The 26,540-nt window shown below is 43.5% G+C and carries 23 protein-coding genes and 1 tRNA gene; 8 read left to right on the top strand and 16 right to left on the bottom strand.

Annotated features, from left to right (window positions below; all coding sequences use genetic code 11):
* Positions 1 to 60: 60 nt before the first annotated feature.
* Together GPLA_RS05175 and GPLA_RS05170 are read right to left on the bottom strand one after the other, a co-directional pair.
* Complete coding sequence (locus GPLA_RS05175; RefSeq protein WP_007103794.1) at positions 61 to 1,344, bottom strand: DEAD/DEAH box helicase; 1,284 nt, start codon at positions 1,342 to 1,344, stop codon at positions 61 to 63.
* Between the two features lie 352 nt (positions 1,345 to 1,696).
* On the bottom strand, positions 1,697 to 2,635 hold the full coding sequence (locus tag GPLA_RS05170; RefSeq protein ID WP_007103793.1) for a LysR family transcriptional regulator: 939 nt from the start codon (positions 2,633 to 2,635) through the stop codon (positions 1,697 to 1,699).
* An 89-nt stretch (positions 2,636 to 2,724) separates the two neighbouring features.
* Between GPLA_RS05170 and GPLA_RS05165 the strand changes: the two genes are divergently transcribed.
* Complete coding sequence (locus tag GPLA_RS05165; RefSeq protein ID WP_007103792.1) at positions 2,725 to 3,531, top strand: class II aldolase/adducin family protein; 807 nt, start codon at positions 2,725 to 2,727, stop codon at positions 3,529 to 3,531.
* A gap of 78 nt (positions 3,532 to 3,609) precedes the next feature.
* Here GPLA_RS05165 and GPLA_RS05160 read toward each other — a convergent pair whose 3' ends face one another.
* The 8 genes from GPLA_RS05160 to GPLA_RS05130 all read right to left on the bottom strand — a co-directional run bounded on the left by GPLA_RS05160 (position 3,610) and on the right by GPLA_RS05130 (position 12,941).
* Positions 3,610 to 4,533, bottom strand: a complete 924-nt coding sequence (locus GPLA_RS05160; RefSeq protein WP_007103791.1) for a M14 family metallopeptidase — start codon at positions 4,531 to 4,533, stop codon at positions 3,610 to 3,612.
* A gap of 222 nt (positions 4,534 to 4,755) precedes the next feature.
* The gene (locus GPLA_RS05155) at positions 4,756 to 5,142 is read right to left on the bottom strand and encodes a ribbon-helix-helix domain-containing protein (protein WP_007103790.1); all 387 of its coding nucleotides are present in this window, start codon (positions 5,140 to 5,142) and stop codon (positions 4,756 to 4,758) included.
* 153 nt (positions 5,143 to 5,295) lie between these two features.
* On the bottom strand, positions 5,296 to 5,925 hold the full coding sequence (locus tag GPLA_RS05150; protein WP_007103789.1) for an HD domain-containing protein: 630 nt from the start codon (positions 5,923 to 5,925) through the stop codon (positions 5,296 to 5,298).
* A 162-nt stretch (positions 5,926 to 6,087) separates the two neighbouring features.
* On the bottom strand, positions 6,088 to 6,408 hold the full coding sequence (locus GPLA_RS23100) for an excalibur calcium-binding domain-containing protein (RefSeq protein WP_007103788.1): 321 nt from the start codon (positions 6,406 to 6,408) through the stop codon (positions 6,088 to 6,090).
* A gap of 267 nt (positions 6,409 to 6,675) precedes the next feature.
* The gene (locus GPLA_RS05145; protein WP_007103787.1) at positions 6,676 to 7,245 is read right to left on the bottom strand and encodes a substrate-binding periplasmic protein; all 570 of its coding nucleotides are present in this window, start codon (positions 7,243 to 7,245) and stop codon (positions 6,676 to 6,678) included.
* Between the two features lie 350 nt (positions 7,246 to 7,595).
* Positions 7,596 to 10,061: a glycoside hydrolase family 31 protein gene (locus GPLA_RS05140; RefSeq protein WP_040513912.1), complete on the bottom strand. Its 2,466-nt coding sequence runs from the start codon at positions 10,059 to 10,061 to the stop codon at positions 7,596 to 7,598.
* Positions 10,062 to 10,098: 37 nt separating this feature from the next.
* On the bottom strand, positions 10,099 to 10,965 hold the full coding sequence (locus tag GPLA_RS05135; protein ID WP_007103785.1) for an alpha/beta hydrolase: 867 nt from the start codon (positions 10,963 to 10,965) through the stop codon (positions 10,099 to 10,101).
* 50 nt (positions 10,966 to 11,015) lie between these two features.
* Positions 11,016 to 12,941, bottom strand: coding sequence for an alpha-amylase family protein (locus GPLA_RS05130; RefSeq protein ID WP_007103784.1), 1,926 nt, complete (start codon positions 12,939 to 12,941; stop codon positions 11,016 to 11,018).
* A 276-nt stretch (positions 12,942 to 13,217) separates the two neighbouring features.
* Here GPLA_RS05130 and GPLA_RS05125 point away from each other — a divergent pair, with 276 nt between their 5' ends.
* Positions 13,218 to 13,622 (top strand): DUF1801 domain-containing protein, encoded by a 405-nt coding sequence (locus tag GPLA_RS05125; RefSeq protein WP_007103783.1) that lies wholly within the window; start codon positions 13,218 to 13,220, stop codon positions 13,620 to 13,622.
* Positions 13,623 to 13,841: 219 nt separating this feature from the next.
* Here GPLA_RS05125 and GPLA_RS05120 read toward each other — a convergent pair.
* Positions 13,842 to 13,918, bottom strand: a tRNA-Pro gene (locus GPLA_RS05120).
* A gap of 347 nt (positions 13,919 to 14,265) precedes the next feature.
* The gene (locus GPLA_RS05115; protein ID WP_007103782.1) at positions 14,266 to 14,733 is read right to left on the bottom strand and encodes a YHS domain-containing (seleno)protein; all 468 of its coding nucleotides are present in this window, start codon (positions 14,731 to 14,733) and stop codon (positions 14,266 to 14,268) included.
* A gap of 114 nt (positions 14,734 to 14,847) precedes the next feature.
* Here GPLA_RS05115 and GPLA_RS05110 point away from each other — a divergent pair, with 114 nt between their 5' ends.
* Complete coding sequence (locus tag GPLA_RS05110) at positions 14,848 to 15,747, top strand: AraC family transcriptional regulator (RefSeq protein WP_007103781.1); 900 nt, start codon at positions 14,848 to 14,850, stop codon at positions 15,745 to 15,747.
* Between the two features lie 102 nt (positions 15,748 to 15,849).
* Here the strand turns inward: GPLA_RS05110 and dcd are convergent, their stop codons facing one another.
* Together dcd and apbC are read right to left on the bottom strand one after the other, a co-directional pair.
* Positions 15,850 to 16,449 (bottom strand): dCTP deaminase, encoded by a 600-nt coding sequence (gene dcd / locus GPLA_RS05105; protein WP_007103779.1) that lies wholly within the window; start codon positions 16,447 to 16,449, stop codon positions 15,850 to 15,852.
* Between the two features lie 78 nt (positions 16,450 to 16,527).
* The gene (apbC, locus tag GPLA_RS05100; RefSeq protein WP_007103778.1) at positions 16,528 to 17,592 is read right to left on the bottom strand and encodes an iron-sulfur cluster carrier protein ApbC; all 1,065 of its coding nucleotides are present in this window, start codon (positions 17,590 to 17,592) and stop codon (positions 16,528 to 16,530) included.
* A gap of 118 nt (positions 17,593 to 17,710) precedes the next feature.
* Between apbC and metG the strand changes: the two genes are divergently transcribed.
* A complete protein-coding gene (metG, locus tag GPLA_RS05095) occupies positions 17,711 to 19,738 on the top strand; it encodes a methionine--tRNA ligase (protein WP_040513911.1) in 2,028 nt (675 codons plus the stop codon).
* A gap of 60 nt (positions 19,739 to 19,798) precedes the next feature.
* Here the strand turns inward: metG and GPLA_RS05090 are convergent, their stop codons facing one another.
* A complete protein-coding gene (locus GPLA_RS05090; protein WP_007103776.1) occupies positions 19,799 to 20,548 on the bottom strand; it encodes a methyltransferase domain-containing protein in 750 nt (249 codons plus the stop codon).
* Between the two features lie 156 nt (positions 20,549 to 20,704).
* Between GPLA_RS05090 and gloB the strand changes: the two genes are divergently transcribed.
* Both gloB and GPLA_RS05080 read left to right on the top strand, forming a co-directional pair.
* Entirely contained in the window at positions 20,705 to 21,478 is a 774-nt protein-coding gene (gene gloB, locus GPLA_RS05085; protein ID WP_007103775.1) for a hydroxyacylglutathione hydrolase, read from the top strand.
* Between the two features lie 29 nt (positions 21,479 to 21,507).
* On the top strand, positions 21,508 to 23,169 hold the full coding sequence (locus GPLA_RS05080; RefSeq protein ID WP_007103774.1) for a LysM peptidoglycan-binding domain-containing protein: 1,662 nt from the start codon (positions 21,508 to 21,510) through the stop codon (positions 23,167 to 23,169).
* A gap of 28 nt (positions 23,170 to 23,197) precedes the next feature.
* Here GPLA_RS05080 and GPLA_RS05075 read toward each other — a convergent pair whose 3' ends face one another.
* Positions 23,198 to 23,659, bottom strand: coding sequence for a VOC family protein (locus GPLA_RS05075; protein ID WP_007103773.1), 462 nt, complete (start codon positions 23,657 to 23,659; stop codon positions 23,198 to 23,200).
* A gap of 301 nt (positions 23,660 to 23,960) precedes the next feature.
* On the opposite strand from GPLA_RS05075, the gene GPLA_RS05070 reads away from it, so the two are divergent.
* Together GPLA_RS05070 and GPLA_RS05065 are read left to right on the top strand one after the other, a co-directional pair.
* The gene (locus GPLA_RS05070; protein ID WP_007103772.1) at positions 23,961 to 24,365 is read left to right on the top strand and encodes a VOC family protein; all 405 of its coding nucleotides are present in this window, start codon (positions 23,961 to 23,963) and stop codon (positions 24,363 to 24,365) included.
* A 310-nt stretch (positions 24,366 to 24,675) separates the two neighbouring features.
* Positions 24,676 to 26,526 (top strand): sigma 54-interacting transcriptional regulator, encoded by a 1,851-nt coding sequence (locus tag GPLA_RS05065; protein ID WP_007103771.1) that lies wholly within the window; start codon positions 24,676 to 24,678, stop codon positions 26,524 to 26,526.
* Positions 26,527 to 26,540 lie beyond the last annotated feature (14 nt).

Below are 26,540 nucleotides of genomic sequence, written 5' to 3'. Positions count from 1 at the left end.
GCCCAAGCTCGCTTTTTTAAGTTAACGCATCAGGCTACAATAAACAGCCTAAAGAATTGTTTATTTACTAGGGCGTTTGGCCTTTGGCTTCGCTTTCGGCTTTACCTTAGCCCCTGTTGTTTTATCCATACGGATAACAGTTTGCGACACCTTATTAGTGCGGCTATTTTTACTATGTTTACGCACGGTTTTAAGCAAAGACTCGCGACTACTAAATGCAAAGTCAGGGCGAGAAATACGTTTGATTTTACAATTAATTAAACGCTCTATACGTTCGACAGTTCGCTCTTCTTCACGGCTCACAAATGAGATAGCGTTACCTTGCTGCCCTGCACGGCCCGTGCGACCAATGCGGTGTACATAATCTTCAGGCAAGTATGGCAGGTTGTAATTAACAACGTGATCAAGGCCTTGGATATCTAGACCGCGAGCAGCGACTTCGGTAGCAATCAAAACTTGTAACTTTGCCGATTTAAAATCAGCGATTGCGCGGCGACGTGCGCCCTGGCTTTTATCGGCATGACACACCGCAGCGTCAATTTTACTGGTTTTAAGAGCTGCCATTAACTTATCGGCTTGTTCTTTAGTACTGGTAAAAACCAATACTTGATACCAGTTTTGCTCCGCCAACAACGTCTTAAATAAGCGAATTTTATCTTCTTCCGCAACAGGATACATAACGTGCTGCACAGTATCCGCCGCACTGTTCAATTGCGTTGCACGAATTTCCTGATGGTTTTTAAGCAATTTGTGGGCTAACTCGTTCACCGTTGGTGAAATAGTCGCTGAAAACAACAAGGTCTGATGTGCTGATGTGATCTGGGCTAACATCTGACGTACGTCAGCTATAAACCCCATATCCAACATACGATCAGCTTCATCAAGCACAACAAATTCAACCTTCGCTAATCCAACATTTTTTAGCGTCATATGTTCAAGTAAACGTCCAGGAGTAGAAATAACAATATCCACACCTGCCTTTAACTTACTGGCCTGCCCACCTAGCTTTACGCCACCGTACAAAGCCAACACAGAAATATCGGTAAATTGCGCGTAACCAGCAATGTTTGTCGCTAGCTGTTCGGCCAACTCCCGAGTGGGCGTCAAAATAACAACCCGAGGCATTCCCGGTGCAGTCGTCTTTGGCTTATCGAGTATCTGCTGCAAAATAGGTACCGCAAATGCGGCTGTTTTGCCCGTTCCAGTTTGTGCACTGGCTAAGACATCACGACCGCGACGTGCAATCACAATGGCTTGCTGTTGAATGGGGGTCATTTTTTTGTAGCCACAAGCATCAATGGCTTGCTGTAGCTCTGGCGCTAAATCTAATGATGCAAAGTTCATACTAATTTCTCTTTCGGCAGACAAAAACATAGACGCAACTTGTTTACATGCTATCTGTGTAAATAGTTGCCGTGACATTACTGGATAAGCGTAACGTCTGAATGTTGAATTTGTGTGATGGGTTTAAAAACGATGGCGAAATATACAGGAATTTGCCCGGTTACACCTCATTGAATCGTAAATTTATGCGTATTTAAGCGACTTATTTACCATAAATTAGCCAAATGCAATGAAGTAACACTATTTTATGCATAACAATAGCTGGTCATTTTGTCGCTGGCGGCGGTAATTATCCCCCACGATTGCAGCAAAAATGTAAGGGATTCATACGAAAAAATAAACCAAGCCTGCGTTAGGACAATGGATTACTGGCGATATGCGGCAACGGGATCACCCGCTTTGCTATATTCAATAATTTAGTGCGCATCCAACTGTTTAATGGATCATGTACAGCCTGTTTATGCCAATACATATGAACAGGCAGCACTGGTACCTCAAATGGTAATGGAACGATCTCTACTGGCATTTGCTGTTTGAGTAAACGGGCATAAGCGTTAGGCATAGTAAGCAACATATCGCAGCGACTAATAACGCTAGTAGCGGCGAAGTAGTGTTCGCATTTCAAAGCAAAGCTGCGCGCTACGCCATGCTTAGCAAGCGCCATATCGACCGTATTGACCGCTGAATCTTTAAAGCTTACCAGTGCATGGTTTGCTTTGATGTAGTTTGCTAAGGTCAAGTCCGACAATATTGGGTGGTCTTTGCGACAAATTAACGAAAAATGCTCGTCGCAAATCAAGGTATGGTGAATGTCAGCACTGGTCGGGCTAAGTACATCGATGACAATATCCAGCTCTTGGCTTTCAAGGGCAAACTCCATGTCGATTCGACTGACCTGACGACTATTTACTGTGATGTTAGGGGTATTGGTTAATAAGTCAGTCGCCAACTCGGGAAAAAATAGTGATTCGAGTATATCTCGAAATCCAAATTTCATTTCTCGCTGATACTGATGAACATCGAAATCACCGATATTATGCAATGTTGATTCTAGTTCAGACACTGAACTTAGCACTCTGGGCATAATAGTTTGACATCGCGCGGTGGGGAGCATTTTTCGCCCATGGCGAACGAATAATGGATCTTGGTATTTTACCCGCAATCTAGATAACGCATGGCTTACCGCTGGCTGACTAAGATGCAACTTTTTCCCTGCTGCCGTTATAGATCTCTCTTGGTAGACAGCCACAAGAATAAGAAACAAATTTAAATCGATTTTACCATGCAGCATATTAATACCTAAAGATTACTATTCATCATTCGTATTCATTGTAAGAAATCATAGACTGGTGTCAATTTATTAAAATAGTCGAGTAACGAATGATTGAGAACAACCAACTAGATGCACAGCACATGGCCATTGGAGCAAGTAAATTTAGAATCCCCATGCCGCCTAAATTTACGAATAAAGAACAACAACGCCAGTATGAAAAACAGCGTTTGGCTGCCGGTTTTCGCGCATTTGCCTTACATCACTTTGATGAAGGACTTGCGGGTCATATCACATTGCGCGATTGCATAGAGCCAGACACTTTTTGGGTAAACCCTTTAGGTGTTCATTTCAAAATGATTAAAGCGACAGATTTGGTTCGCATCGATCATAACGGAAATATTGTAGAGGGCGCACATGCCGTCAACAATGCCGCTTTTGCAATACACTCTCGGGTGCATATGGCTCGTCCTGATGTAAATGCGGTTGCCCACGCCCACACAAAATATGGTCGTGCGTTTTCTTGCCTAGGTCAGCTGTTAAAGCCTATTTCGCAAGATGCTTGCATTTTTTACGAAAACCAGGGGCTTTTTTCAACTTTCACAGGTGTGGTAGCGGATAAAGACGAAGGTGATATGATAGCTGAATCATTAGCGCAGCACTGCGCAGTGATCTTGCAGAATCACGGGTTGATTACAGTGGGGTCATCTGTTGATGCCGCAGTAGCGAACTTCATCTTGATGGATAGCTGTTGCCAGAGTCAATTGCTCGCACAAGCGGCGGGTTCACTAACACTGATTGAGCATGACATTGCCTTGAAAACTCGCGCTGCGAACGGTTCAGAACTAGTCACTTGGGGCAATTTTCAGCCTTTGTATGCCATGTTAGAAGACCGAGACCCAAGCTTTTTAGAATAGTCTAGCTTGAACAAACAGTTCACATATAGGCTGTTTGTTCAACACTCAATCAAGACCTTGTACTTAGCGTAAATCAGCCTATAGCTTTTGCTCACGCAAATAGTTTAACGCACCAGTCACCGCTGCAACTTGCGCTAAAATACACTCTTCAGGTGTAGCATTAACGCTGTCCGGATAGACTTCTGTGGTTGTGGTATAGCTAGCATTTGAAAAGCCGGCGCATAAACCTAAATCTTTCAAAGCGTAATTAATTACACCGTGCTGGGTCATCGTCGAGCCAATTAACTTACCTGCTTCATCCGGTAATGCAATATGAGTGACCTTTTCAACACTTTCAATCACAGCACGCTGAAATGTTTCTTGCGGGTTTTGTGCATCACCCACTGTGTAAAACCCATCTGGGATCTGCCAATTATCTTGAAAAATACCATCGCGCGCTGACAATGCAGGTCTAAATTCACTGTTATCAGTGTCAGTAGTTTCATGTAAATCGATGTGAGCAGTAATTGACATTCCTAACTTGCTCACATAGGCCATTATTTGTGCCGCCTCAGGAGATAAACTTTGTGGTACGAATGAGCGATTCGGATCAATCGCCATCGGGTTCCAGCGATTGATGGTTTCATAACCCCAAGGACTGATGCACGGGGCAATCAGCAGATTAAAATCGTCTTGGTAGTCCGTTGCATATTGCATAGCGAATCGCAGCGCGCCTTGAACGCCACTGGTTTCATAACCATGTACTCCACCAGTGATTAACACGGTTGGTTTTTGCGCGTTAAACTCCTTGGTGGATATCACATAAAGTGGGTAACGTCCGGCGTTATACTCTAGCGTTCCATATTGCTCGACATTAAACTCTGGACGCAGACTATCGATATGCACAACGACTTCATTTAGATAGCTACGCTTAATAACCTGATTTTCGTACCATTGCTGTTTTTCTGATTCGCTCCAGGGGGTTCCAGGGGTGCCGATTGAATATGTATACTGTGCAGTCATGAATTACCTTTAAAATTATGCAGTTTGTTAACCGTAAACGGGCAACGTGAACACGAATATAATAAAGTATTTATCGATAAGAACCAGATATAGCGGGTTTTTGTTTTGGAAACCAACAAGGCGTTTTGTCAGCAAATATTGACTGTTCAGGGATGTAACAACCGAAATCAAAGCTCGATGTTCGGTATCACTAGAACGACAATAGCGAACATAATCGAGTCCCTAAATGGAAGGTTCTCTGGTAAAGCAACGGCGTCTCGCTTGAGTACGTTGGTTCTCTTTTGATAGAAGCAACTCGATCCCATCTTTTTTCATGGGCGTTTTCTCACAACGACTTAATTCGCCATCGGCAACCAGTGATAAATAACGACTGCAACATACACGTAAAAATGAGGTAAAATTACTTAAGTCTAACTCTGCTTCCTGAGATTCAAAGTACAATTTAGTGATAAGTTGATTAACAGACATATCATCGCGAAAGGCAATTTCGGTTAATACATCCCAAAAGAAATTTTCCAACCGAATAGAGGTGACGACCCCTTCAATACGTAGTGACTTTGTTTTACTTAACCATAACTCAGCTTCTGCTGCTATAAACAACTGACACATACTAACGCTCCTTTTAGAATGTTCGAACACATTATTTTTATTCTTAAACACGATCCAAAATTTGAATAATGTTGTTAAAGTTAAGCATAGACCCTATTCAAAATGGTAACAAATCTATACTACAGTGACCGATAGCCTGAATAATGCCGCTTATTAAAAATTTATTTCTTGTCTAATTTGGCGGATAAAGTGATGCATAAAGTCAGTGCGAATGCGTGCTTCTCGCTTTGCTTCATCCGTATGCATCGTCTCTTCAATCTTTAACAACTTTTGATAAAAATGGTCTAGGGTAAACTGTGCATCATCAACCTCTCGGTATAACGCGAAAGGATCATCAGGTTCATACAGTCTGCGCTGTAATGCACTTCCCACTTGTAAACAGCGGGCTATGCCAACGGCACCAATTGCATCGAGTCGGTCGGCATCTTGAACCACACACGCTTCTAAACTCTTAGGCGTAATATCGGCACTGTAACTGTGAGCCACAATAGCATGATGTATATGATCAAAATGTTCAGCTGGGTAGTCAATCTTTGCTAAAAAAACCAATGCTTTGTCTGCCGCCATAATCGAACTAGATGATCGCTTAGGGTGATCTTTCGCTAGTGTCAGGCAGTCATGCAACCAAACCGCAGGCATTACTACCCATTCATTCGCTTTTTCGGCGCTACACAATTGCGTGGCATTGCGCACTACCCTTCTTACATGTTCAAAATCGTGTGCAAGATCAGTGACCATCTCCACCTTAATGAACTCTGCCATTTTGACCACAAATGCATCCATGTCCATTACCTATGCGTTTGTGTGCTGATCAATTGCAACCGCATCTTGTATATTTTTATACACAAAGAATATCTAATAATGCGGAGAATAAAGCACTAATTTTTGAATTTTTACAGGTTATATCGTTGATAACCTGCAGTTTACTAGCGAAAATTACATATTTCACTTAAACCGATTGTCATTTTCACAAGGAATACCGTCATCGTCGCCGTCCATACGAGTATGCGGACAATGCTGAAGGAAGTACTCAGCTTCAGCGCGGGATGTCATTTGCCCGCAATACTGACGGCCATCACAACGAAAGTTCATGACAGTAGGTGCGGGTTTACGTATCGATTTTCTTCCCGGAGAATAATCAGTCCGAGACTCAATGGTTGTTTGACGAACGGGCGTGTTGGCTGGGTCGTTTGATTGCGCTTTAAGTTCCCCTACGTACTTAAATGCAGCGAAACACAGCGCCGCTAAAATAATTATTTTAACCATAACCCAATTTGATATGTGTATTGTAAAAGCAATATATAACACTACTTCTGACTAGCACCAGTACTGATGTGTATAAGAATACGTAAATAAGGATATTTGAGTACAGCCGACTAATCGATATTTTTCACTGTGTTCGGTTCACGTCAGCATTTGATGTGTTATCAATCACAGGCTTACTTCTTTGAATGAACGCTTTATGTTTAGCAGAATATCTCGCTAACAAACTCGCAAGCCATACTCGATACTGGGGTGATTGGAGTGCGCTCTCTATGTCGTTAAGTGATGTAATGTAATGTAAGACGATTGTTTAGACATGGAAAAATATAAATCACCTTTTACTAATGGAGTCGTTGCCGCAACAATATCAGTATTCAGTCCATATAAGTTAAGCAAATGTTGCCCAGATTGCCGACCGATAATAACCGCATCAATTCTTTTAAGTTTGAGCATGGCAAATAATCGATGATAATTTTCTGCTCGGATAACGTGACTTTTTTGCTGCAGATGAATGTCTATCTCATTCCCCAAACTTACACCTCTTACTAAACCAACAAACTTATCGTCTAATGAATCAAGTCCCGTATAATCAAAGTAATCTCCTTTACGCATAAATAATGCGTTTTCATTCGACGCCATTGGTGTTTGAGAAAAGACGGAGTAGCGCTTTCGCTGGTCGTTACTGAATGAGCAAATATTAAGGTCAACCTCCCCTGATTCAATCATTTGTTGGCAACGCTTCCAAGGGCCGACGTAAGTTAGTTCAACCTGATAACCTAAACGTCCAAAAAGCTCAGATGCAACTTCGGCACATACACCAACGATTTTATCGTCTTGCAACCAATTCCAAGGTGCATAATCGTGATGTCCACATGCCTTTAAAGTAGGTTTACCATTAACGATGCCTACTTGGCTGAATAACAGGATGAGAGCGAATAAAAGTCCGTTTCGATAGCGCAAAAATCAAACTCACATTGGTTCAGTAACGTGTCACATGAACACAGCGTCAAGATAGTATAGAATTAACATAACGCAGCCAACGAAAATTACCAACTTAAATAAGCTATTCAATTATTCAAGATATTGATTTACAAAGCAGTAACTTCCCCCTAGTACATGACATGTGTATATCAGCTTAGTCGCGCAATATCGTGCCTTCCACCTGCTTGGTTTAAACAGCTAAAATGTGCCTACTGCACGCTCACCATGGCGTCCTTTTGCCAGCTGAATTTTATTTCTAAGGTGTTTGTCTCACTGTCCCATCTCGCACCGCGATCAGCATTTAAAAATTCGGTTTTATCTTCGATTAAGCTTAATGCTTTTTCGCCTACCAACACTTGATTTACCCCCTGAGGCCAATTATGCACCCACAAGGTGATCATTCGACTGCTAGGTATGCCCTTGAAATCACCCTTTGTGCTTAAACGAAAAGCGAGTTTATCGGTACCACTTTGTGTATGTATTTCACGATCCGCAGAAAACGTCAGTGTCTCGAATGATCCGTCACGTATTGAATGTCGATTCTTACCATCATCGTTGTACATAACAGCACTCGATTTTGGCACACTATGATCCGCGTAATAATGCAAATCCAAAGACTGGGTAGAATAGTTGTCAGTACTTAGAACAGGCAGCGTCATAGGTATAATGGCGCCAGCTCGTGCGAATACCGGTAATAGCTTAATATCCGTCACTTGGGTGATTGTTTGACTTCCATCATAACGCTCATCGCTCCAAAAATTAAACCAAGCCCCTTTCGGCAGTTTGATACTCACTTCTTTCATGTTCGCACTGGTGATGGGCTTTACCAGCAAAGCATCGCCCCAAAAATATTGCTCCTTCTCATCAATTAAACTTAGATCGCTTTCGTCTTCGAAAAACATAGGGCGCATAAGCGGCATACCGGTCAAACTATTCTCAAATGCCAATGAATAGTTGTAAGGCAACATGGCATAGCGTAACTCAACATACGAACGCAAAATATCTTTGGTTTTACCTTTATGATAAACCGGCTCTGGGGCGATATTATCTTGAGCATGAGGCCTGAAAACGGGTTGAAACACACCGTATTGCAACCATCGTATGTACATTTGCGGGTCGAACACTTCCCCACCGGCAAAGCCACCCAAATCAGAGTGAGTATAACCAAGACCGAACAAACCCATTTGCAATGATAACTCAACCTGAGGTTTTAACCCGTCCCATGACCGGCTAACATCTCCTGTCCATGGGATCATGCCGTAACGCTGGGAACCAACAAATCCCGAGCGCATCATAATAAATGGACGTGTTTTCGGTGCCAGCGAAAGCTGATGTTGATAAACCTGCTCTGCCCATTTATGTCCGTAAACATTATGAATTTCATCACCCGTGGCATTAATACCATTGACGTTGTGCAACATATCACTTGGATGTACTTCAGGCTCACCTAAGTCGCCCCACCAGCCCGCAACACCTTGTTTGAATAATTCACTATAGGTCTGGTTAAACCAATCACGAGCACCTTGATCGAATACATCAATTAAACCTGTATTGCCAAAATAAAAATCGAATTGGTAAGGCTTACCGTCGTTATCCAGCGCCAATGCATTATTATTGACCGCGTCTTGCCATTTTTTTGATGACGACAGAATAAAGGGTTCGGTGATCAAAATCGTTTTCACCCCTTCTTTACGCAAGTCAGCTATCATTTTCACCGGAGTCGGAAAGGCTTTTGTATCCCAATCAAGGTTCCCCATATGCCCTTTTATATCAGCCCCAAACCAATATAAATCCAGTACGATGGCATCTAATCCAAAGCCTGATTCCTGATACAACTTGACTGTGTCACGCACCTCTTGCTCGCTGCGGTAACCGAAACGTGAAGCAAAACTGCCTAAAGCCCAGCGTGGGGGTAATGGCTGTTTGCCGGTTACATCAACATAATGTTCAATTAACTTAGGATACGTGTCGCCCGCCACGACGATATAACTTGTTCTGCCGCCCATGGCTTCAAAACGCATTTCATCGGACGATGTGGCACCTAAATCCATATAACCACTGGCGGAGTTATCGAATATTAAAATATACTTGTTGCTCGACATCACTGCTGGTAAACCAAAATACATCTGTTTTGATTGTGTGGTGTAGCCATAATGTGCTTTGTTATACAGCGGAAAACGTTGACCTCGTCGGTCCATACCGACAATGCGCTCACCACCACCGAGTAGCTTCTCACCGGTTTGTAAGTCAAAACTAAAACCACGTTGTTTGTCGTCAATAAACAAGCCGTTGTGTTCCGCCAACAACAATTTATCTCCCTGATAATAACGAATACGTAGCGGCTTTTTATTAATTTCAGCGCGGATATTTTCAGTATGAAAAACCAATACCGCGTCATTATCTTGTACCGTTAAATCTGCGGGTTGAGCTATTCCATCAATCGCAAAAGAAGGTAACTGCTGCACATCTGCTGGCTGATAAAACACCTCGAATGCATTGGGCGACTGTGCCGTAACGGTAAGCGGCCCTTCATCGGTCTGAATGTGCAGCACCTGCCCTTTAAGTTCATGGGAAATATATTCAGCGCTGAGCGCCATACACGCCCAGAAAAACAGGCAAAATGTAGATAAGCGAATAAGCATTTTTCGTCCAATTGAAAAGTGTGTTTTAATCATAATATCTTATTAATTAGTCCGTTACAGGCGTTTCCACTCAGTGAATTTCAAACAACCACTTAACTGCATCGGTGAAAGATTGTCCCCATAATTTTTCATTATGCTGACCACCAGGCACAGTTATAAATTCCATATTTACCCGAGGATGACCTTGCTGTTTAATTAGGCGTTGCATTTTATCTGCATCAGAGATCATTCCATCACCTTCTTCGCTTCCGTATAAAACATAGAGTCGAGCGGCATCTTTGCTTCTGTGTAATTTTGTATCGCTAAATACATCTTGAGAATACCAGTAAGACGGGGAAAATATTCCCGCTTTACCGAACACATCGGGGTAATTGTGAACTGCGTAGTGAGATATTAGTCCCCCCATAGAGCTTCCCATAATCGCGGTATTATTAGCATCACTAAGGGTACGGTAATTCGTGTCGATATAAGGTTTCACCACCTCCACAATCAATTCCATATACGCTTTACCTTGGGCTTCGCCAAAACGTTTATTTGGCCACGGGCTGAGTTCATTCATCCGAAAATCGACACCATTGTCGATGCCCACCACAATGAATTCACGCCCTGATGTTTTCGCTAAAGCATTCAGGCTTTCATCCACGCGCCACTCATCAGCAAACGCGCTTGCATTATCAAACAAGTTTTGCCCGTCATGCATGTAAATTACCGGATAGGATCGCGTTTCAGTGGCATATTTTGGTGGCAAATATAAACGTACTGTACGCTCTCGTTCAAGCCCTGGGATCAAAAAAGGATAAGGTAACACAGATACATTTTGTGCCGCAGTTGATGCCCGAGGAACAGCACTGTCACAACCACTTAAGGACAATAATACCCCCGCCATAACAAGTACTGCGAGTAAACGTCCTAACCTGCAATCTAGCCACTTAATCATTAAAATCTGCCTTTTCCCGCTTAAACTGTGTGTGAAAATACCATCGCTGACTAATCAACGAGATTAAGAACCACAGATTGTAACGATCCTAACCCCATTGATATATGACCATTTTGATTTTCAACTAACATTGTCTTCGTCTGCCCGCTGAGCAAATCTGCCATAGGGTATTGTCCATCAGGTAATCCCCATTGGCCAATTAATGCTTTTGGTATCTGTAATTCGAAGTTTTTTGGGCTGGTTGCAAAATTGCTTACCACGAGCATTTTTTGTGTTTCATTAAAACGACTGAACGAATACAGCTGTTGGTCGTAACCCTTTTTATGGGCAATATTCACCTGATGTAAATCCTGATACGCCCCTAACATTGCACTTTGGCTAGCGCTAATACCCAGCACTTTACGGTAATATTCTCTTAACTCAGTTTCTTGCAGGGTTAATCCACCACCATCAAATTTACCTTGATTCATCCAGCGTTGATGAGTTGGCACCCCTGCATAATCAAAAATTGTGGTACGTGACTGCGCCCCAAATCCCATGTTCTCACTGCCGTCCTCACCTAACTCCTGGGCAAAATAAAGTAGCGTCGGCGAGCGACTAATGAGCGCAGATACAACCAAAGCAGGTTTGCCTATTTCACTATTACCGGCAAACTCTGGGCTGGCGATACGCTGCTCGTCGTGATTTTCAAGAAAATGCAACATATGCTGTTCAATATCAAGCACCGTCGCTTGTGCATTAACGAGCGCCGAGGTTGGCGACTGTCCTTGCATTACCGCTTTTAAACTGTCGTAAAAACCGACTTTGTCATATAGATAATCCATTTTGCCTAAGGCTATATAATCTCGATATTTATCGGGGTTGTACACTTCAGCTAACAAAAACGCGTTAGGGTTGCTTTGCTTAATCTGTGAGTTAAGGTAACTCCAAAATTCAACCGGTACCATTTCAGCCATGTCATAGCGAAAGCCATCCACGCCCTTGGCTAACCAATACTGAGTAATATCACGAAATTTTCGCCATGAATCTGGCACCGATTTGTCTGCCCAAAAACGCGCGTGTATAGCGCTACTTTTATTACGATAATTATCGGGTAAACGGTCAAAATCATAACTGCCGTCGGGCTTTATACCATAATTTACTTTTACTGTTTCATACCAATCATTTGCATCAGGCTGGGCTTTACGCGAACCATTTCCGGTCCACTTTGCTGGCGACTCAATAAACTTACCATCCGCCAGTGGATGCGACTCACCGCCAAGGGGTTTATACCCCTTGGCTGCTAGGGGCACACTGAAGTCTCGCCCGACCACATAGTAAAAATTATTGTCTTTGGCGTATTCAACCGACGTATCGTCATTTTCACCAAAATCAGCTCGCCCTTCAGGTTTAGCGATAGACTGATAATTACGCGCCACATGATTGGGTACAATATCAATGATCACCTGCATGCCATTGTCATGGGTTCGCTGAATGAGTGCTTCGAATTCATGGAGTCGATTCGCTGGATCATCCGCTAGATCGGGGTTAACGGAATAATAATCCTTAACCGCATAGGGGGAGCCCGCTCGTCCCTTCACCACATCAGGGTCGTCCTGACTAATACCGAACTCTGTGTAATCAGCTATCACGTCATGGTGCGGCACTCCCGTGTACCAAATGTGACTGACACCCAGTTCTTTAATACTTTTCAGCGAAACATCAGTAAAATCACTGAATTTTCCGACACCATTCTCTTCTATCGTGCCCCAAGGTTTATTCCTAGTATTGGTGTTGCCAAATAAACGGGTAAATACTTGATAGACCACTGGCTTACCATGTTGTGCATTAATCCCTTTCACCGTTTCAGCCCCGTCCTGTATGTGGTGCACAACCTGAGAGTTTGTTTGCGCTGTGCAGGCCGCTAGCCCTGTCGCAATCAGAATGATAGAGATTACGCGTTTTTTAATGTGTGTTAATGCTGTGAGATTATACATGGCGGCTACTTCCAAGAATAAAACTGCTATTTCACTGACTATGCATGCGCACATATCCATGAAAAACACAGCTTAGTGTGTTAACAATTTAATCACAAATGATAACCTGAGTAGTACTGTATCGATAGCGTGCTACATACGTATTCATTAACTACCTCCGCTGTATTAATCGGTACATAGATATCTTGTTTAAACAACTCTGGACTCTGGTAATAATTGCACGTCATATAACCGGATGATGCAGGATAAACCGCTAAAATCGAAATGGTCATAAAAATGAAAACAGAAATTTACGACAAATTAGACACATACCCATTAACAGCGGCTCAGCATTTCAGGACAATCCGCAACTTAATATTTGCAGTGGCCAAAGAAAATGCCTTGGGGGAAGTGGAAGAGTCACTTAAATGGAACGAGCCCAGCTATCGCACAAAAGGCGGCAGCACCGTTCGAATTGACTGGAAAAACAAGGAGCCGGAGCACATCAAAGTCTATTTCCATTGCCAGTCGGTTTTAGTGGAAACCTTTCGCGAAATTTACCCTGACGAATTCATCTATGAGGGTAAAAGAGCCATTGTGATTGCTTTGACTGGTAATATGAATACTGCAGCCTTGGCACATTGCCTCACGTTGGCACTTAAATATCACAGTATCAAAACTTTACCTTTGTTAGGTGCATAGAATACAACCCGGCAATTCAACTGCTATAGGTAAACCAGTGATGAATATTTACCAAATGATTCAGCCTTAAATAGCCAAAGAAAAATCAATTTACAGTCTTTTTAAACAGCAACAAGCATGGCTTTATAAAGCCATTACATCAGAGAATTAGGTGAGTGATATATGAAGGTATTAACAAGAGGCTGTATTTAGCCAAGTAGTGCTGAAAGCGTTTAGAAATGGTCGGTGTGATAGGATTCGAACCTACGACCCCTTCGCCCCCAGCGAAGTGCGCTACCAAGCTGCGCTACACACCGACCGAGGTGCCGAATATTACGGGAGTTTGGATATTTTGCAATGAGAAATACGCTTTGATTTGACTGTTCGCCTATTTGTTAAACAAATCGCTGTCCTTTAGTGCTGTTTTCTCTTCCCCTGGATATTTTATATTCAACAAATACACCCATGCGCGCATTTTTAATGTGAATGAACTTACGCTTGCTTCCGGTCAATCCCTGTAACGAATCAAAAATGGTGATCGGCCTTGCCTTTTGCTTGCGTTAGAAAAATGCCATGAGGTTATTTTATGCACCCGCCACAGATAAACTAAAACCCCATAAAATGGGATTCTAGTTTATCTGAATAGTGTTTGCCAAAAGCTCAATTAAAGCTGTGCACTCGGCGTGAATTCAATGGTCGGCCACTGCTCTTGTGCTTCAACTAAATGCTTAGGAATGTCTTTTTTCCATGCTTGATAAACGTCAAGGTTTTTGTTGACGTAAAGTTTACCATCAACGATTTCGAAAGCCTTGCCATCGATTTCGAATTTTTTACCAAACGTTGTGCCAAAAGCACAAAACCCACCGTACGCAGGAGCGTATTTTTCAGGGTTGCTGTTAAACGCATCACGATTAGCCGCGCTACTGAAGCGATATATCGCGTCGTTATGTACAGCAGTAAATTCTGATTTACCCAGTACAGGTTTGTTTTGGGTAAAATAGGCTACCGCATCGTGACCGGCTAAAATAACATCGTTACTGTCGGTTTGTGTATCAACGCCCGCAAAACTTAGGCTAGAGACGCTGATAGCTACGGCAGTAAAGAGAGATTTTAGGGTGAATAGATTTTTCATTTTTATTTCCTCGATTTGGATGTTCAGGGACTGATGTAGTCAACGAGGGAAAGTATAGGTAGTGGTGCCTTTCATCACTATGTCTGTAAAACTAAAGGTTATGTCAGAACGTCTATGGATGTATTAAATCAGTTATTTGCCACTTTTAAAGTATCCGCCACTATCTTTCACAATGGCCAATATTGTGGCAGTTGGGCAATAGATACGTCAGGTACGCAATATATGAATTTTCACGTTGTAAGCCACGGTAACTGCTTTTTAACCCTACCCGGGAGCGATGAGATTACGCAGTTGTCCCAAGGTGACATAGTGCTATTCCCTAGCGATACCGGCCACGTAATCAGCAGCGATAGCCAGACCTCTGCTGTGATTAACAGCACTCCATCACAAAATTACGCTAACGGGCCAGACGTAAATTCCACGGGCCTTGTTTGCGGTTACTTTAGTCACAACCACCCTTTGATTAGCAGTATCACCACACATTTACCCCATGCTGTGATCATTAAAAGTCAATCATTGGAGGGGACACCTACTGGCCTGCACTATTTGTTGTATGCGTTATTGGATGAGTCTCGCCATGAAAATAAAGGCTCTGAGCTGATTATGGGCAGAATTGCTGAGGCAATTTTAGCGATTATTTTCCGTCAACATTTGCCCACTGACACCGGAGTACTGGCCGCAACGGTTCATCCAAAATTAGCCGCGGCTATGCAGGCAATACACTGTGCTCCGGATAAAAAATGGACGATTGAGTTACTTGCTCAGCAATGTTTTATGTCCCGGGCGGCGTTTAACGTCCTATTCAAAACCGTTATGCAGCAATCCCCCATGGAATATGTTACTCAGTGGCGCTTAGGTATGGCCTATCGGATGCTTGCTGACGAGAATGTCTCTACGCTACACGCTGCATTAGCCTGCGGATATGACAACGAGTCATCATTCTCAAAGGCGTTTAAACGAGTGCTTGGCATGAGCCCTGGCGCGATACGGGCACAAGTAGGTGAACAAGGGTGATGGCTAACCGGATTGCACTAAATGCCTATGGTTTATCCCCACTAACACCCAGCGATGAATTTGGTGGCATTAGCAAAGCACTAACACCATTTTTGACAAACGTTATTGTTCATCAGTTTTATCATCACCGCTGATGCGGCTAGCAGTTGCGCCTTCTTGGTTCTTATACTTAGCATCCACACGCGCGTTATATGGCTTGTCTGCGAAGTCCGACATCACTTCGAAGCTCAGTGCGCCAATTTTCATACCCGGTTTTAATGCTAAGGGCAATTTACCGCTATTGAAAAATTCCAATACAATATTACCTGACCAACCAGGGTCGATGCGATGCGCAGTGACGTGCACCATCAAGCCTAAACGTGCTAATGAAGAGCGCCCATCTAACCAACCAACAATATTTCCGGGTAGCGTCACTGACTCAAGCGTCACCGCAAGAGCTAGCTCACCAGGGTGTAGAAAAAACGATTTGTCTGGACCCACGCTAATTTCATCGCTCATCACAGTATTAAGCGCAGCTTGCACTTCAGCTTTAGGCCCACTTAAGTCGATATACGGTGCCTGGTGTTCATTAAAGACCCGAAATTTATTGCCTAAGCGAATGTCGACGGTTACGCCACTTATTTCAGCATAATCAGGCTCAGGTAAAATTTTGATTTTGCCGTTTTTAAGGTGGGTCAAGATGTCTTTGTCGCACAAACGCATAATTTTTGAACTCAGTAGTAGGGTTTTAGATAAATAGCCGCGCAATTATGCGTAGCCAGCGCGGTATGTTCAACGTTTTTAAACATTTTGTATGCGTAAGTCTGACAAGCCATTCAAATACAGTTGCTTTGAGATCGCCAAAGCGCACTGCATATATGTTTGACTAAGTGGATCCTCAGGTTCGGATACCAAAAGAGGTGTACCACTATCTGTATGCTGACGAATTTTGATGTTCAGAGGTAATTGCCCTAACAAGGGCACATTATTGCGCTTGGCCAATTCAACTCCCCCATTTTGCGCAAAAATATGTTCCTGATGACCGCATTTCGGGCAAATATACAGGCTCATATTTTCAATCAAACCAAGCACAGGGACAGATACTTTATTAAACATGGAGATACCTTTGCTTGCATCGGCCACGGCTAGGTCTTGGGGTGTGGTGACAATCACCGCGGCACTCACCGGTATCTGTTGAGCAAGTGTCAGCTGTATATCCCCTGTGCCTGGGGGCATATCGACAATGAGATAATCTAACTCTGGCCAGTCCGTTTCACGCAGTAACTGTTCCAGAGCTTTACTGGCCATAGGGCCGCGCCAAACCGTGGCATTTTCTGCCGGCACAAAATAACCAATCGAACTTGCCACCAAACCATGGGCAGCAAAAGGCACTATGGTTTTATCATCACGGGAGGCAGGCGTCGATTCCGTATTGCCCAACATGATAGGGATAGATGGCCCGTAGATATCCGCATCTAACAAGCCCACTTTTGCACCTTGAGCCATCAGGGCATACGCAATATTCACACTGGTGGTCGATTTACCCACGCCGCCCTTGCCTGATGCTATAGCAACAATATTTTTAATCTTGCTCACTTTACTCACCTTTGTAGGTGAGGCCTGTATCGCGGTTTCGAACACGATGTGTCCTAGCGTCACATTCTGCTCATTCGATGCAGCGCGAATTTGCTGCTCTAAAGCACCATGCAACTGTCCCGCTGCAAATGGCAAGCAGATCAACACATCATGTGAGGATATTGTTAGCCAAGATCCAACTTGCTTTTCGCTGAGGTTAAACGCCGTAGCGAGTAGTTTTGAAATGAGCTGTCGCACTTTTTGCTCAGGCTTAGACCGATTAAATAACATGACACTCCTAATAAATAACAATGAAATTGGCGCAAGGTAGCTTTTACCTGATGCAATAGTGCCTTAATTTAGATACCATTTGCGGCCTTTTTAATTAAACGAAGAAACCAAACTAAACATGTCGTCACAACCACGTAAAATTCTTGTTACTAGCGCCCTCCCCTATGCAAATGGTTCGATTCACTTGGGTCACCTTTTAGAGCATATCCAAACGGATATATGGACGCGTTTTCAACGAATGTGTGGCCACGAAATATACAGTGTCTGTGCCGACGATGCACATGGTACGCCGGTTATGCTTAAAGCCCAAGAGCTTGGCATTACGCCTGAAGAAATGGTGGCCCGCACCCGTGAAGAGCACCATCAAGACTTGCTCGACTTCTTCGTTGAATACGACAATTACCACGTTACACACAGTGACGAAAACAAAGAGCTCTCTGAGTTGATTTATAATCGATTAAATGACGCTGGTTATATTTCCAAGCGCACGATCAGCCAGTTATACGATCCTGAAAAGAACATGTTCTTGCCTGACCGCTTTGTTAAAGGTACGTGCCCTAGCTGTGGAACGGACGATCAAAACGGCGACAGCTGTGACAGCTGTGGTGCAACATACGACCCAACGGAAATGAAAAATCCCCGTTCAGTCGTCTCTGGCGCGACACCTGTGTTAAAAGACTCAGAGCACTTTTTCTTCGATTTACCGCAGTTTTCCGACATGCTGCACACTTGGTTAAAAAGCGATGCTCTGCAAAGTGAAATTACCAACAAGCTTGAGGAATGGTTTGAAAAAGGCTTGCAACAATGGGATATCAGTCGAGATGCGCCTTATTTTGGTTTTGAAATACCCGGGGCGCCTAACAAATTCTTCTACGTATGGGTCGATGCACCTGTAGGTTATATGGCGAGCTTTAAAAACCTGTGTGATCGCACTGGCATTAACTTTGACGAATATTGGGGCGCTGACTCCACTGCTGAGCTTTACCATTTCATCGGTAAAGACATCACCTACTTCCATTGCCTGTTCTGGCCGGCCATGCTTGAAGGCGCAGGGTTCAGAAAACCGACTGGCGTGAATGTGCATGGTTTTGTCACCGTTAATGGCGCCAAAATGTCTAAATCTAAAGGGACGTTTATTAAAGGCCGCACCTATTTAGATCACTTAAATCCTGAGTATCTGCGTTACTATTTTGCGTCAAAACTGGGGGCCAACGTCAGTGACATTGATCTTAACTTCGAAGATTTCGCGCAAAAAGTAAATTCTGATCTAGTGGGCAAAGTGGTGAATATTGCCAGCCGATGCGCGAGCTTTATTACTAAGCGCTTTGACGGTAAGTTGTCCGATAACGTACTAGAACCAGAATTAGTGGCTGAATTTCAAAACGCCCAAGCTAGCATCAGCCAAGCATTTGAAGAGCGTCAATATCATAAAGCCGTTCGCGAGATTATGGCTTTGGCCGACAAAGCCAATCAGTTCATTGATACCAATGCCCCTTGGGTCACCATTAAAGATGAAAGCAAACAGGCTTTAACCCATGATGTTTGTTCACTCGGCATTAACTTGTTCCGCATCCTAATGGTCTATTTAAAGCCTGTGGTACCTAAATTAGCCGAGCAAGCTGAGGCATTTTTAAACGACGATCTTAACTGGACAAGTGCTCAAAGCATATTAACTGGCCATGAGATCAATAAATTTAAAGCCTTAATGCAGCGTGTGGATATGGATAAGGTCAATGCTATGGTTGACGATTCCAAAGAAAACTTAGCACCAACCGTTACTATTGATCCTAATAGCCCATTGGCAAAGGATCCTATTAGCGAGACCATAGAATTTGATGATTTCGCCAAAATAGATTTACGTATCGCTAAGATAGTAGTCGCTGAACACGTGGAAAAAGCTGACAAGTTACTGCGCTTAGAGCTCGATTTAGGCGGAGAAACCCGTCAGGTATTCGCGGGCATTAAATCAGCCTATCAGCCAGAAGATTTAATTGGTAAACACACCGTTATGGTCGCTAACTTAGCACCACGTAAAATGCGCTTTGGATTATCTGAAGGTATGGTATTGGCAGCCGGCCCCGGCGGTAAAGATCTGTGGATAATGGAGCCCCATGAAGGTGCTCAAGCAGGTATGAAAGTTAAATAACACACTTTTTGCAATTCAAAAATCAAAACCTGCCTACGTCACAAACTTAGCGCAGGTTTTTTAGTTTTGCGGTTTCTCACTATTCAAACCACCCGCGCGAATACTTGCTCCTACGGCACTAAATTTAGGTTGAAGCTGCCATTTGGGTTTAATCGGCGATAATGGAACCGTGCGCTTTTTAGCCACAATAATATATACACTGGCCAAATGAGGTAAGAAGCGCTGACACCAGCGAACAATTATATTGTCTGGACGAGCGGTAAATAGTTTTGAGTACGGCCGATACTTTACCTGAGTGACTTCAAAACCCAGCAAATGTAGCCAATCTTTGATCCTCGGCACACTGAAAAAACGTGCTTCGTGCAATAAACTCTGGCGATTAAACCAAAACAATTTACGTAACCCAGTCAAACTCAAGGGATTGAAGCCAACAATAACCAAATCGCCATCAGGCATGATGGCTCGGTCTATTTCTCGTAAAATCTGATGTGGATCTTGGGCAAAATCAAGTTCATGAGCCAATACGAATCCGTCGACACTACTCTCTTTTAGCGCCATGTTTCGCGATAATGAGCGCATAGTGGCGTGCTCGTGCTCTTTGGCCACCATATTGACACAGTGTTTAATTGAACATTTAGACAGCGTCAGTTCACTACTCAAATTGCCTACTTTTACCAAATGATAACCAAAAAATTGTTGGGTAATACTATCTAGTTCTGACTCTACTATGGCTTTTCGCTCACGACCGTAAGGCAACGCCTGCCAAGAACGCGGGTAACGTGGTTTAGTATCAAGTAACGCGGGTTTCATCAATTAAATAACGACCTATTTTTACCAATGGCATAACAACATATTACACCTTACATAGTGAGCAAGGTAAGACTAGTGCATGCACTAACAATTCGAATATGTATAATGTCGGATTACTTTACACGTGTTTTATCACTGTTGTCACTGGAGATCGTCATGCCGTCCCTGAAAATTAAACCAATTAAAGCATTCGAGGATAATTACATTTGGTGCTTAACCAATGGTGAAACCTGCGCAGTGGTTGATCCAGGTGATGCAAAACCGGTTATTAGGTACTGTAAACGTAATAACCTGCAATTAACCGACATACTCATCACCCATCATCATAGCGATCACACAGGTGGATTGAGCGATTTACTTGAGGCCTTTGGCGACATTAACGTGTTCGGGCCTACCAACCCAAATATTCAAGCCATCAACCAACGCCTGACTGACGGTGACAACATTGAATTAGCCTCTTTGGGTATAAGCCTCAATATTATTGAAGTACCGGGGCATACGTTGGATCACATAGCGTATGTGGGTCCATGCGGATTGTTCTGCGGTGATACACTTTTTTCTGCTGGATGTGGCAGACTGTTTGAAGGCACACCACGTCAGATGTATCAATCTTTGAGTCGATTAATGAGCCTAGATGATGACACACAGGTTTACTGCACCCACGAGTACACCTTAGCGAATATAAAGTTCGCTCAGGCAGCAGAGCCAAATAACGAGGCTCTATTGAACTATAAAGGCTGGGCGGAATCTCAGAGAGTTGATTTAAAACCTACGTTGCCGTCAACCATTGGTCAGCAAAAAGCCATTAACCCGTTTTTGCGCACCAATAACAAGGAAGTACAGCAACGTGCCGAGCATTTTGCCGGACAAGCGTTGGCCACCCCTGAAGCGGTGTTTGCCTCGCTCAGAGCATGGAAAGATAACTTTTAAAAACGAAAACTATTAAAAAGGAACGCTTAGTGCGCTTAAAAACCCTGCTGTGTATGTCTCTTGTGACGCTACTACCGGCTTGTCAGATGATGGAAAACCATCCTGATATTGCTGAGCAAATCGAGCAAGAACATGAAATAGCGCAACAAATCGCTCATTCCTGCCAACAATCAGGTGAGTTAGCGCAAGATGAATATGATTGCGAAGCCGCAGACGAAGGCACCATTCCTATTACGCACCCTGAAGAAGAAGTGGAAGTCGTCATAGAGCCAGAACCTGTCCCGCAAGATATAGCCGCGGTGGATGTATGGCAGCATATCAGCCAAAACCTTGCATTTGATTTTGCTGATAATAGTCGTATTGCCAGCCAGCGTAATTGGTATTTAAAGCATCCCTCTTACATGCAACGAGTGGCTAAGCGCGCTAAGCCGTTTTTGTACCTCATTGTTGAACGCTTAGAAAAGCAAAACATGCCGCTGGAATTGGCCTTATTGCCCATAGTGGAAAGCGCTTTTGACCCCTTCGCTTATTCCCATGGACGCGCGGCAGGCATGTGGCAATTTGTCCCTGCGACGGGCAAACGTTTTGGCATGAAGCAAACATGGTGGTACGACGGACGTCGAGACGTAATGGCGTCAACGGATGGGGCTATTGCCTATCTTACTTACCTCAACGAGATGTTTGACGGCAATTGGCTACACGCCCTTGCAGCATACAACAGCGGTGAAGGCAGGGTAATGCGTGCGATTAAAAAGAACAAAAAAGCAGGTAAAAGCACGGAATATTGGGCGTTAGACTTACCAAGAGAAACCCGCGCATATGTCCCTAAGCTGCTGGCACTAGCGGACATTCTGCGTAATTCAGAAAAGTACGCGTTTAGCTGGCCGGTGATTGAAAATAGCAAAGTGACCGATGTGGTCGATGTGGGTTCGCAGATTGACCTCGCACTGGCCGCTGACATGGCTGGGTTAACCGTGGAAGAACTGCACGCTTTGAACCCTGGCTATAACCGCTGGGCAACGGATCCAGAGGGTCCATTTAAGCTATTGGTCCCAGTGGACAAAGTAGATGCATTTAGTGAAGCGCTTGCAGCAACGGATACCAAAGAGCGCTTGAACTGGGTACGCCATAAAATAAAAAGCGGTGACAGCCTACTTAAATTGGCCCATCAATACCACACGACGCCTGATATCATCAGTCAAGTAAACGAATTGAAGGGAAATATGATCCGCGCGGGTGAATATCTGGTTATTCCAGTGGCGTTAAAATCGCTGGATTTCTATTCATTATCCCAAGACCAACGTTTAGCCGACACTCAATCTAAGCACAAAAGCGGCACCTATCAGGTAAAACACAAGGTAAAAAGTGGTGACACCATGTGGGATATCAGCCGCAAGTATAAGGTCAATATGCGCAGCTTAGCCAAGTGGAACGGCATGGCCCCTCGGGACACACTTCGCCCTGGCAAAGAACTCGTTATTTGGTTAGATGGTAAAGGAAAAAAGCAGCACAGTGACGCGGTGATGCGTACCCTCACCTACACGGTTCGCGGTGGTGACTCGCTGGCTAGAATTGCTAACAAGTTCAAGGTGAATGTGTCTGATATACAACGTTGGAATCAAATTAATCCGGAAAAATATCTCCAGCCTGGTCAGAAGCTAAAAATCATGGTTGACGTGACTCGCACTTAAATGCGAGTCACCGTACTGATAAATAGGTTTAGGGCTTTGCCCTAAACATAAATTCAATTCGATTACCGCTAGGTTCGTACACCATCATATGTTTGTTTGGGCCATTCCCAGCCAGTTCTGGGGCAAACTCTACAATCACCCCCTCATCTTTCGATAACGTTTCATACAAAGCGTTTAACGCATTTTCGCTATCCACTTTGAAAGCCAAATGATGTAACCCCACATTATTTTTGCGGTCAAACCTAACGGCACTCTCAGAATTAGTCGCCGCCCATAACGTAATAACCACACTGTCGTTAGAAAGAAAAACAGCCGGGTATTGCTCATCTCGACCCACGACTCGAAAACCCGCATGGTCGATAAAAAATTGCTCAGATGCCGGCAAATGAATCACCGTCAATCCCACATGGTCAACCCCCCTTACACTTTGCTGCGCACCACTTGCGATTGAAAATAGGCATAAGACAATCACCAAAATTAGATTTTTCATTTACGATCTTCTCGTTTTAAAAGTTTATATACCTACAACGAGAACGATTGGTGCGCAATTTCCTTTCATCGTAACCCCATAGGAGCTGCCGATTTAGATAAACACGTAACCATAAACTAAATCCAGCGCGTACATATACTTCGATGATCAAACGACGATAAAACTATGACTCAATTTTCTAAGTATGCGCTTTTCAACTAAGATCTAAATAATAACGCCTAGCATCCAAGGCCCCTGACACTCACTATGGCACACAACATGCTCATATTATCGCTTAACTCAACGGGCGCAGCTAAAAATCATGAATCATATTCGTTCAATCCATCACATTAATTACCTGGTTAAAGATATCAATCAGGCCCTTCCCTATTTCACAAGGTTATTTGATTGCCAGCCAATCGTCGAAGCATTATCAGGGCGAAATGTGACGACCGCTCGTTTTCCGGTCGGTGATGCTTGGTTGGTATTAGTTCAGCCTCTGAATGAACACGGCGAAGTAGCACGTATTCTAGCGAAACGCGGTGAGGGGCTTTTTTTACTCTCATTTGGTGTAGACGATTTAAGCAGTACTTTAGACGCACTCGTTGAACGCGGTATTGCACCGGATGCTAAAGGTCCTCGCACAGGCCTCGACAATTGGTCTGTACATGATATTGAGTGTCCTTTATCGCTTGCTTTTACTTTGCAACTTTGCCAACCCAGCTAAAATATTCCTTTCTATTTTTAACCTTTCAAATTAGTTTCATTATGAAAAATATTTTTCATAATGAAACTAATTATGTGTTTTTTGTTGCTAAGATGTAAGCAATATTATTTCCACACATCCCTTACAGCCCCTTAAAAATGGAGGGGACAATAAAAAATAACGAGTATGGCATAGCTGATGCTACATGCTCCGTACCTGCGAGAAACTAAATGAAAAAACGAAAAGATAACGTGGACTACTTAATTACCCAAAATATAACCAATGTGCTCAACAGATTATTGTTGGCGCCGACAGGCTTAGGAGAGCAGAAATGAAAGTTTCTAAATCTTCTTCTGAGCACGTACGTGTTTTGGTATTTGGGCACAAAGAGTTTAGTCAGCTTATGACCAGCGTTATGCCGGAGTTTACCGAAAAAGCGCACTTTCGCATTCTTGATACCATCGTTGGAAGCGTCAAGGAAATTGAACAACATATAACTGATTTCAAACCTGACGTGATTGTCAGCGCAGGGGCTAACGCCGCTTACTTAAAGTCAGCATTAGATATCCCCGTATTGTCTCTGGATAGCACCCCAGAAGACATTATTTCTGCGGTTAAAAGAGCCGCACAGATTTCCGGCAATATCGTATTGATCAATTTCGCTGAATCGTCTCCTGTCGTTCCTCTATTAGAAACGGCGTTAAACGTTTCTATTCAAGAAGAAATTTATACCACTTCAGACCAAGCCAGAGAGTTATTTCAACTGACTCGTCAAGTGAACAACGTAGTATATGTTGGCGCAAGCTTGGTCTGTGGTCTGGCAGCGCAACATGAAATCCCAGCATTCTTGTTGTATTCCGCGCAATCCTGTAGAAAAACCCTAGCCAATGCCATCCGCGCCGGACGTAATCATTTACAAACCCAGCAACGTACTGCCCTAACCGATTGGCTTGTGTACCAATCAAAAACCCCTATTTTTATGACTGATGAACAAGGTGATTCGGTCATATTTAATCAAGCGGCTTATGACGAATTAGGGGTTGATAGCGAGAGTCATATAGAGCTAGAAAGTTTTATACACTCCGATGAACAACAGCGTCCAACAGATGGCGAATGCCAAATACATGGAACGGATTGGTGGTTTCATCAAGACTGTGTGATGGCTAAAGGCAGCCCTTCCTATGTTTATCAGTTCTATCGAAAGAAACCTAAAACAGAAAAACAGTTAGTCACCAACCGTCACAACTTAGTGTACTCGTCACCGGCATTAGTTGAGGTGGTCAATCAGGTTAAATCATTCTCAACCTCACCTAGTAACGTACTGATTTTTGGTGAATCTGGCACAGGTAAAGAACTGATCGCCAGAGCCGTTCATCAACACAGTCCTTACTGTGAAGGACGTTTTGTTGCGTTAAATTGTTCCGCTATTCCGACTGAATTGTTTGAAGGTGAGCTTTTTGGCTATCGTGATGGGGCTTTCACCGGTTCGAAACGTGGCGGTCGAAAAGGTCTTATCGAAGAAGCACAAAATGGTGTGTTATTTCTTGATGAAATAAGTGAGCTGGCACTCGATCAGCAATCAAAGTTACTACGCTTTATGCAAGAACGGCATTATCGGCCTCTCGGCTCAAATGAAGAGAAACCAGTCAATTTAAAATTAGTCGCGGCAACCAATAAACCGTTACGTGAACTGGTTGAGGCTGGCTCATTCAGAGAAGATTTATTCTTCCGCCTTAACGTTTTTAATATTCATATTCCAGCCCTTCGCGAGCGCCCTGAAGATATCAAACGTATCTCCGAACAAAAGTTAGCTGATTTTATTATCAGTTATAAGTTGCCGTTCTCCGTTGACGATATTTTACCTCCTGTCATATCAGCTTTAGGTGATTACGCTTGGCCAGGCAACGTCCGTGAATTGGAAAATGTGTTAGAGCGTTTAGTTGCCTATTTGTACACCGCTAATAGCACGAACAATATTCAACAGGTTTTACTCCACATTGCGCCAGAAATGTTAGAGCACGAAAATTTTGACCCAGACAACGGTTTAGTTAAAGCGAAAGAGCTTGAGCTAGTTGTTGAAGCTATGACTCGCTTCAATGGGGACAAGCGCCGCGCCGCGGCGTATTTAGGACTGAGTCAAACCACGTTATGGCGGCGGCTTAAACGCATAAACAATAATTAAAATTAACGGAGAAC

Source organism: Paraglaciecola polaris LMG 21857 (assembly GCF_000315055.1).
Classification (GTDB): Bacteria; Pseudomonadota; Gammaproteobacteria; order Enterobacterales; family Alteromonadaceae; genus Paraglaciecola; species Paraglaciecola polaris.
This window is presented reverse-complemented; position numbering and strand designations above follow the sequence as displayed.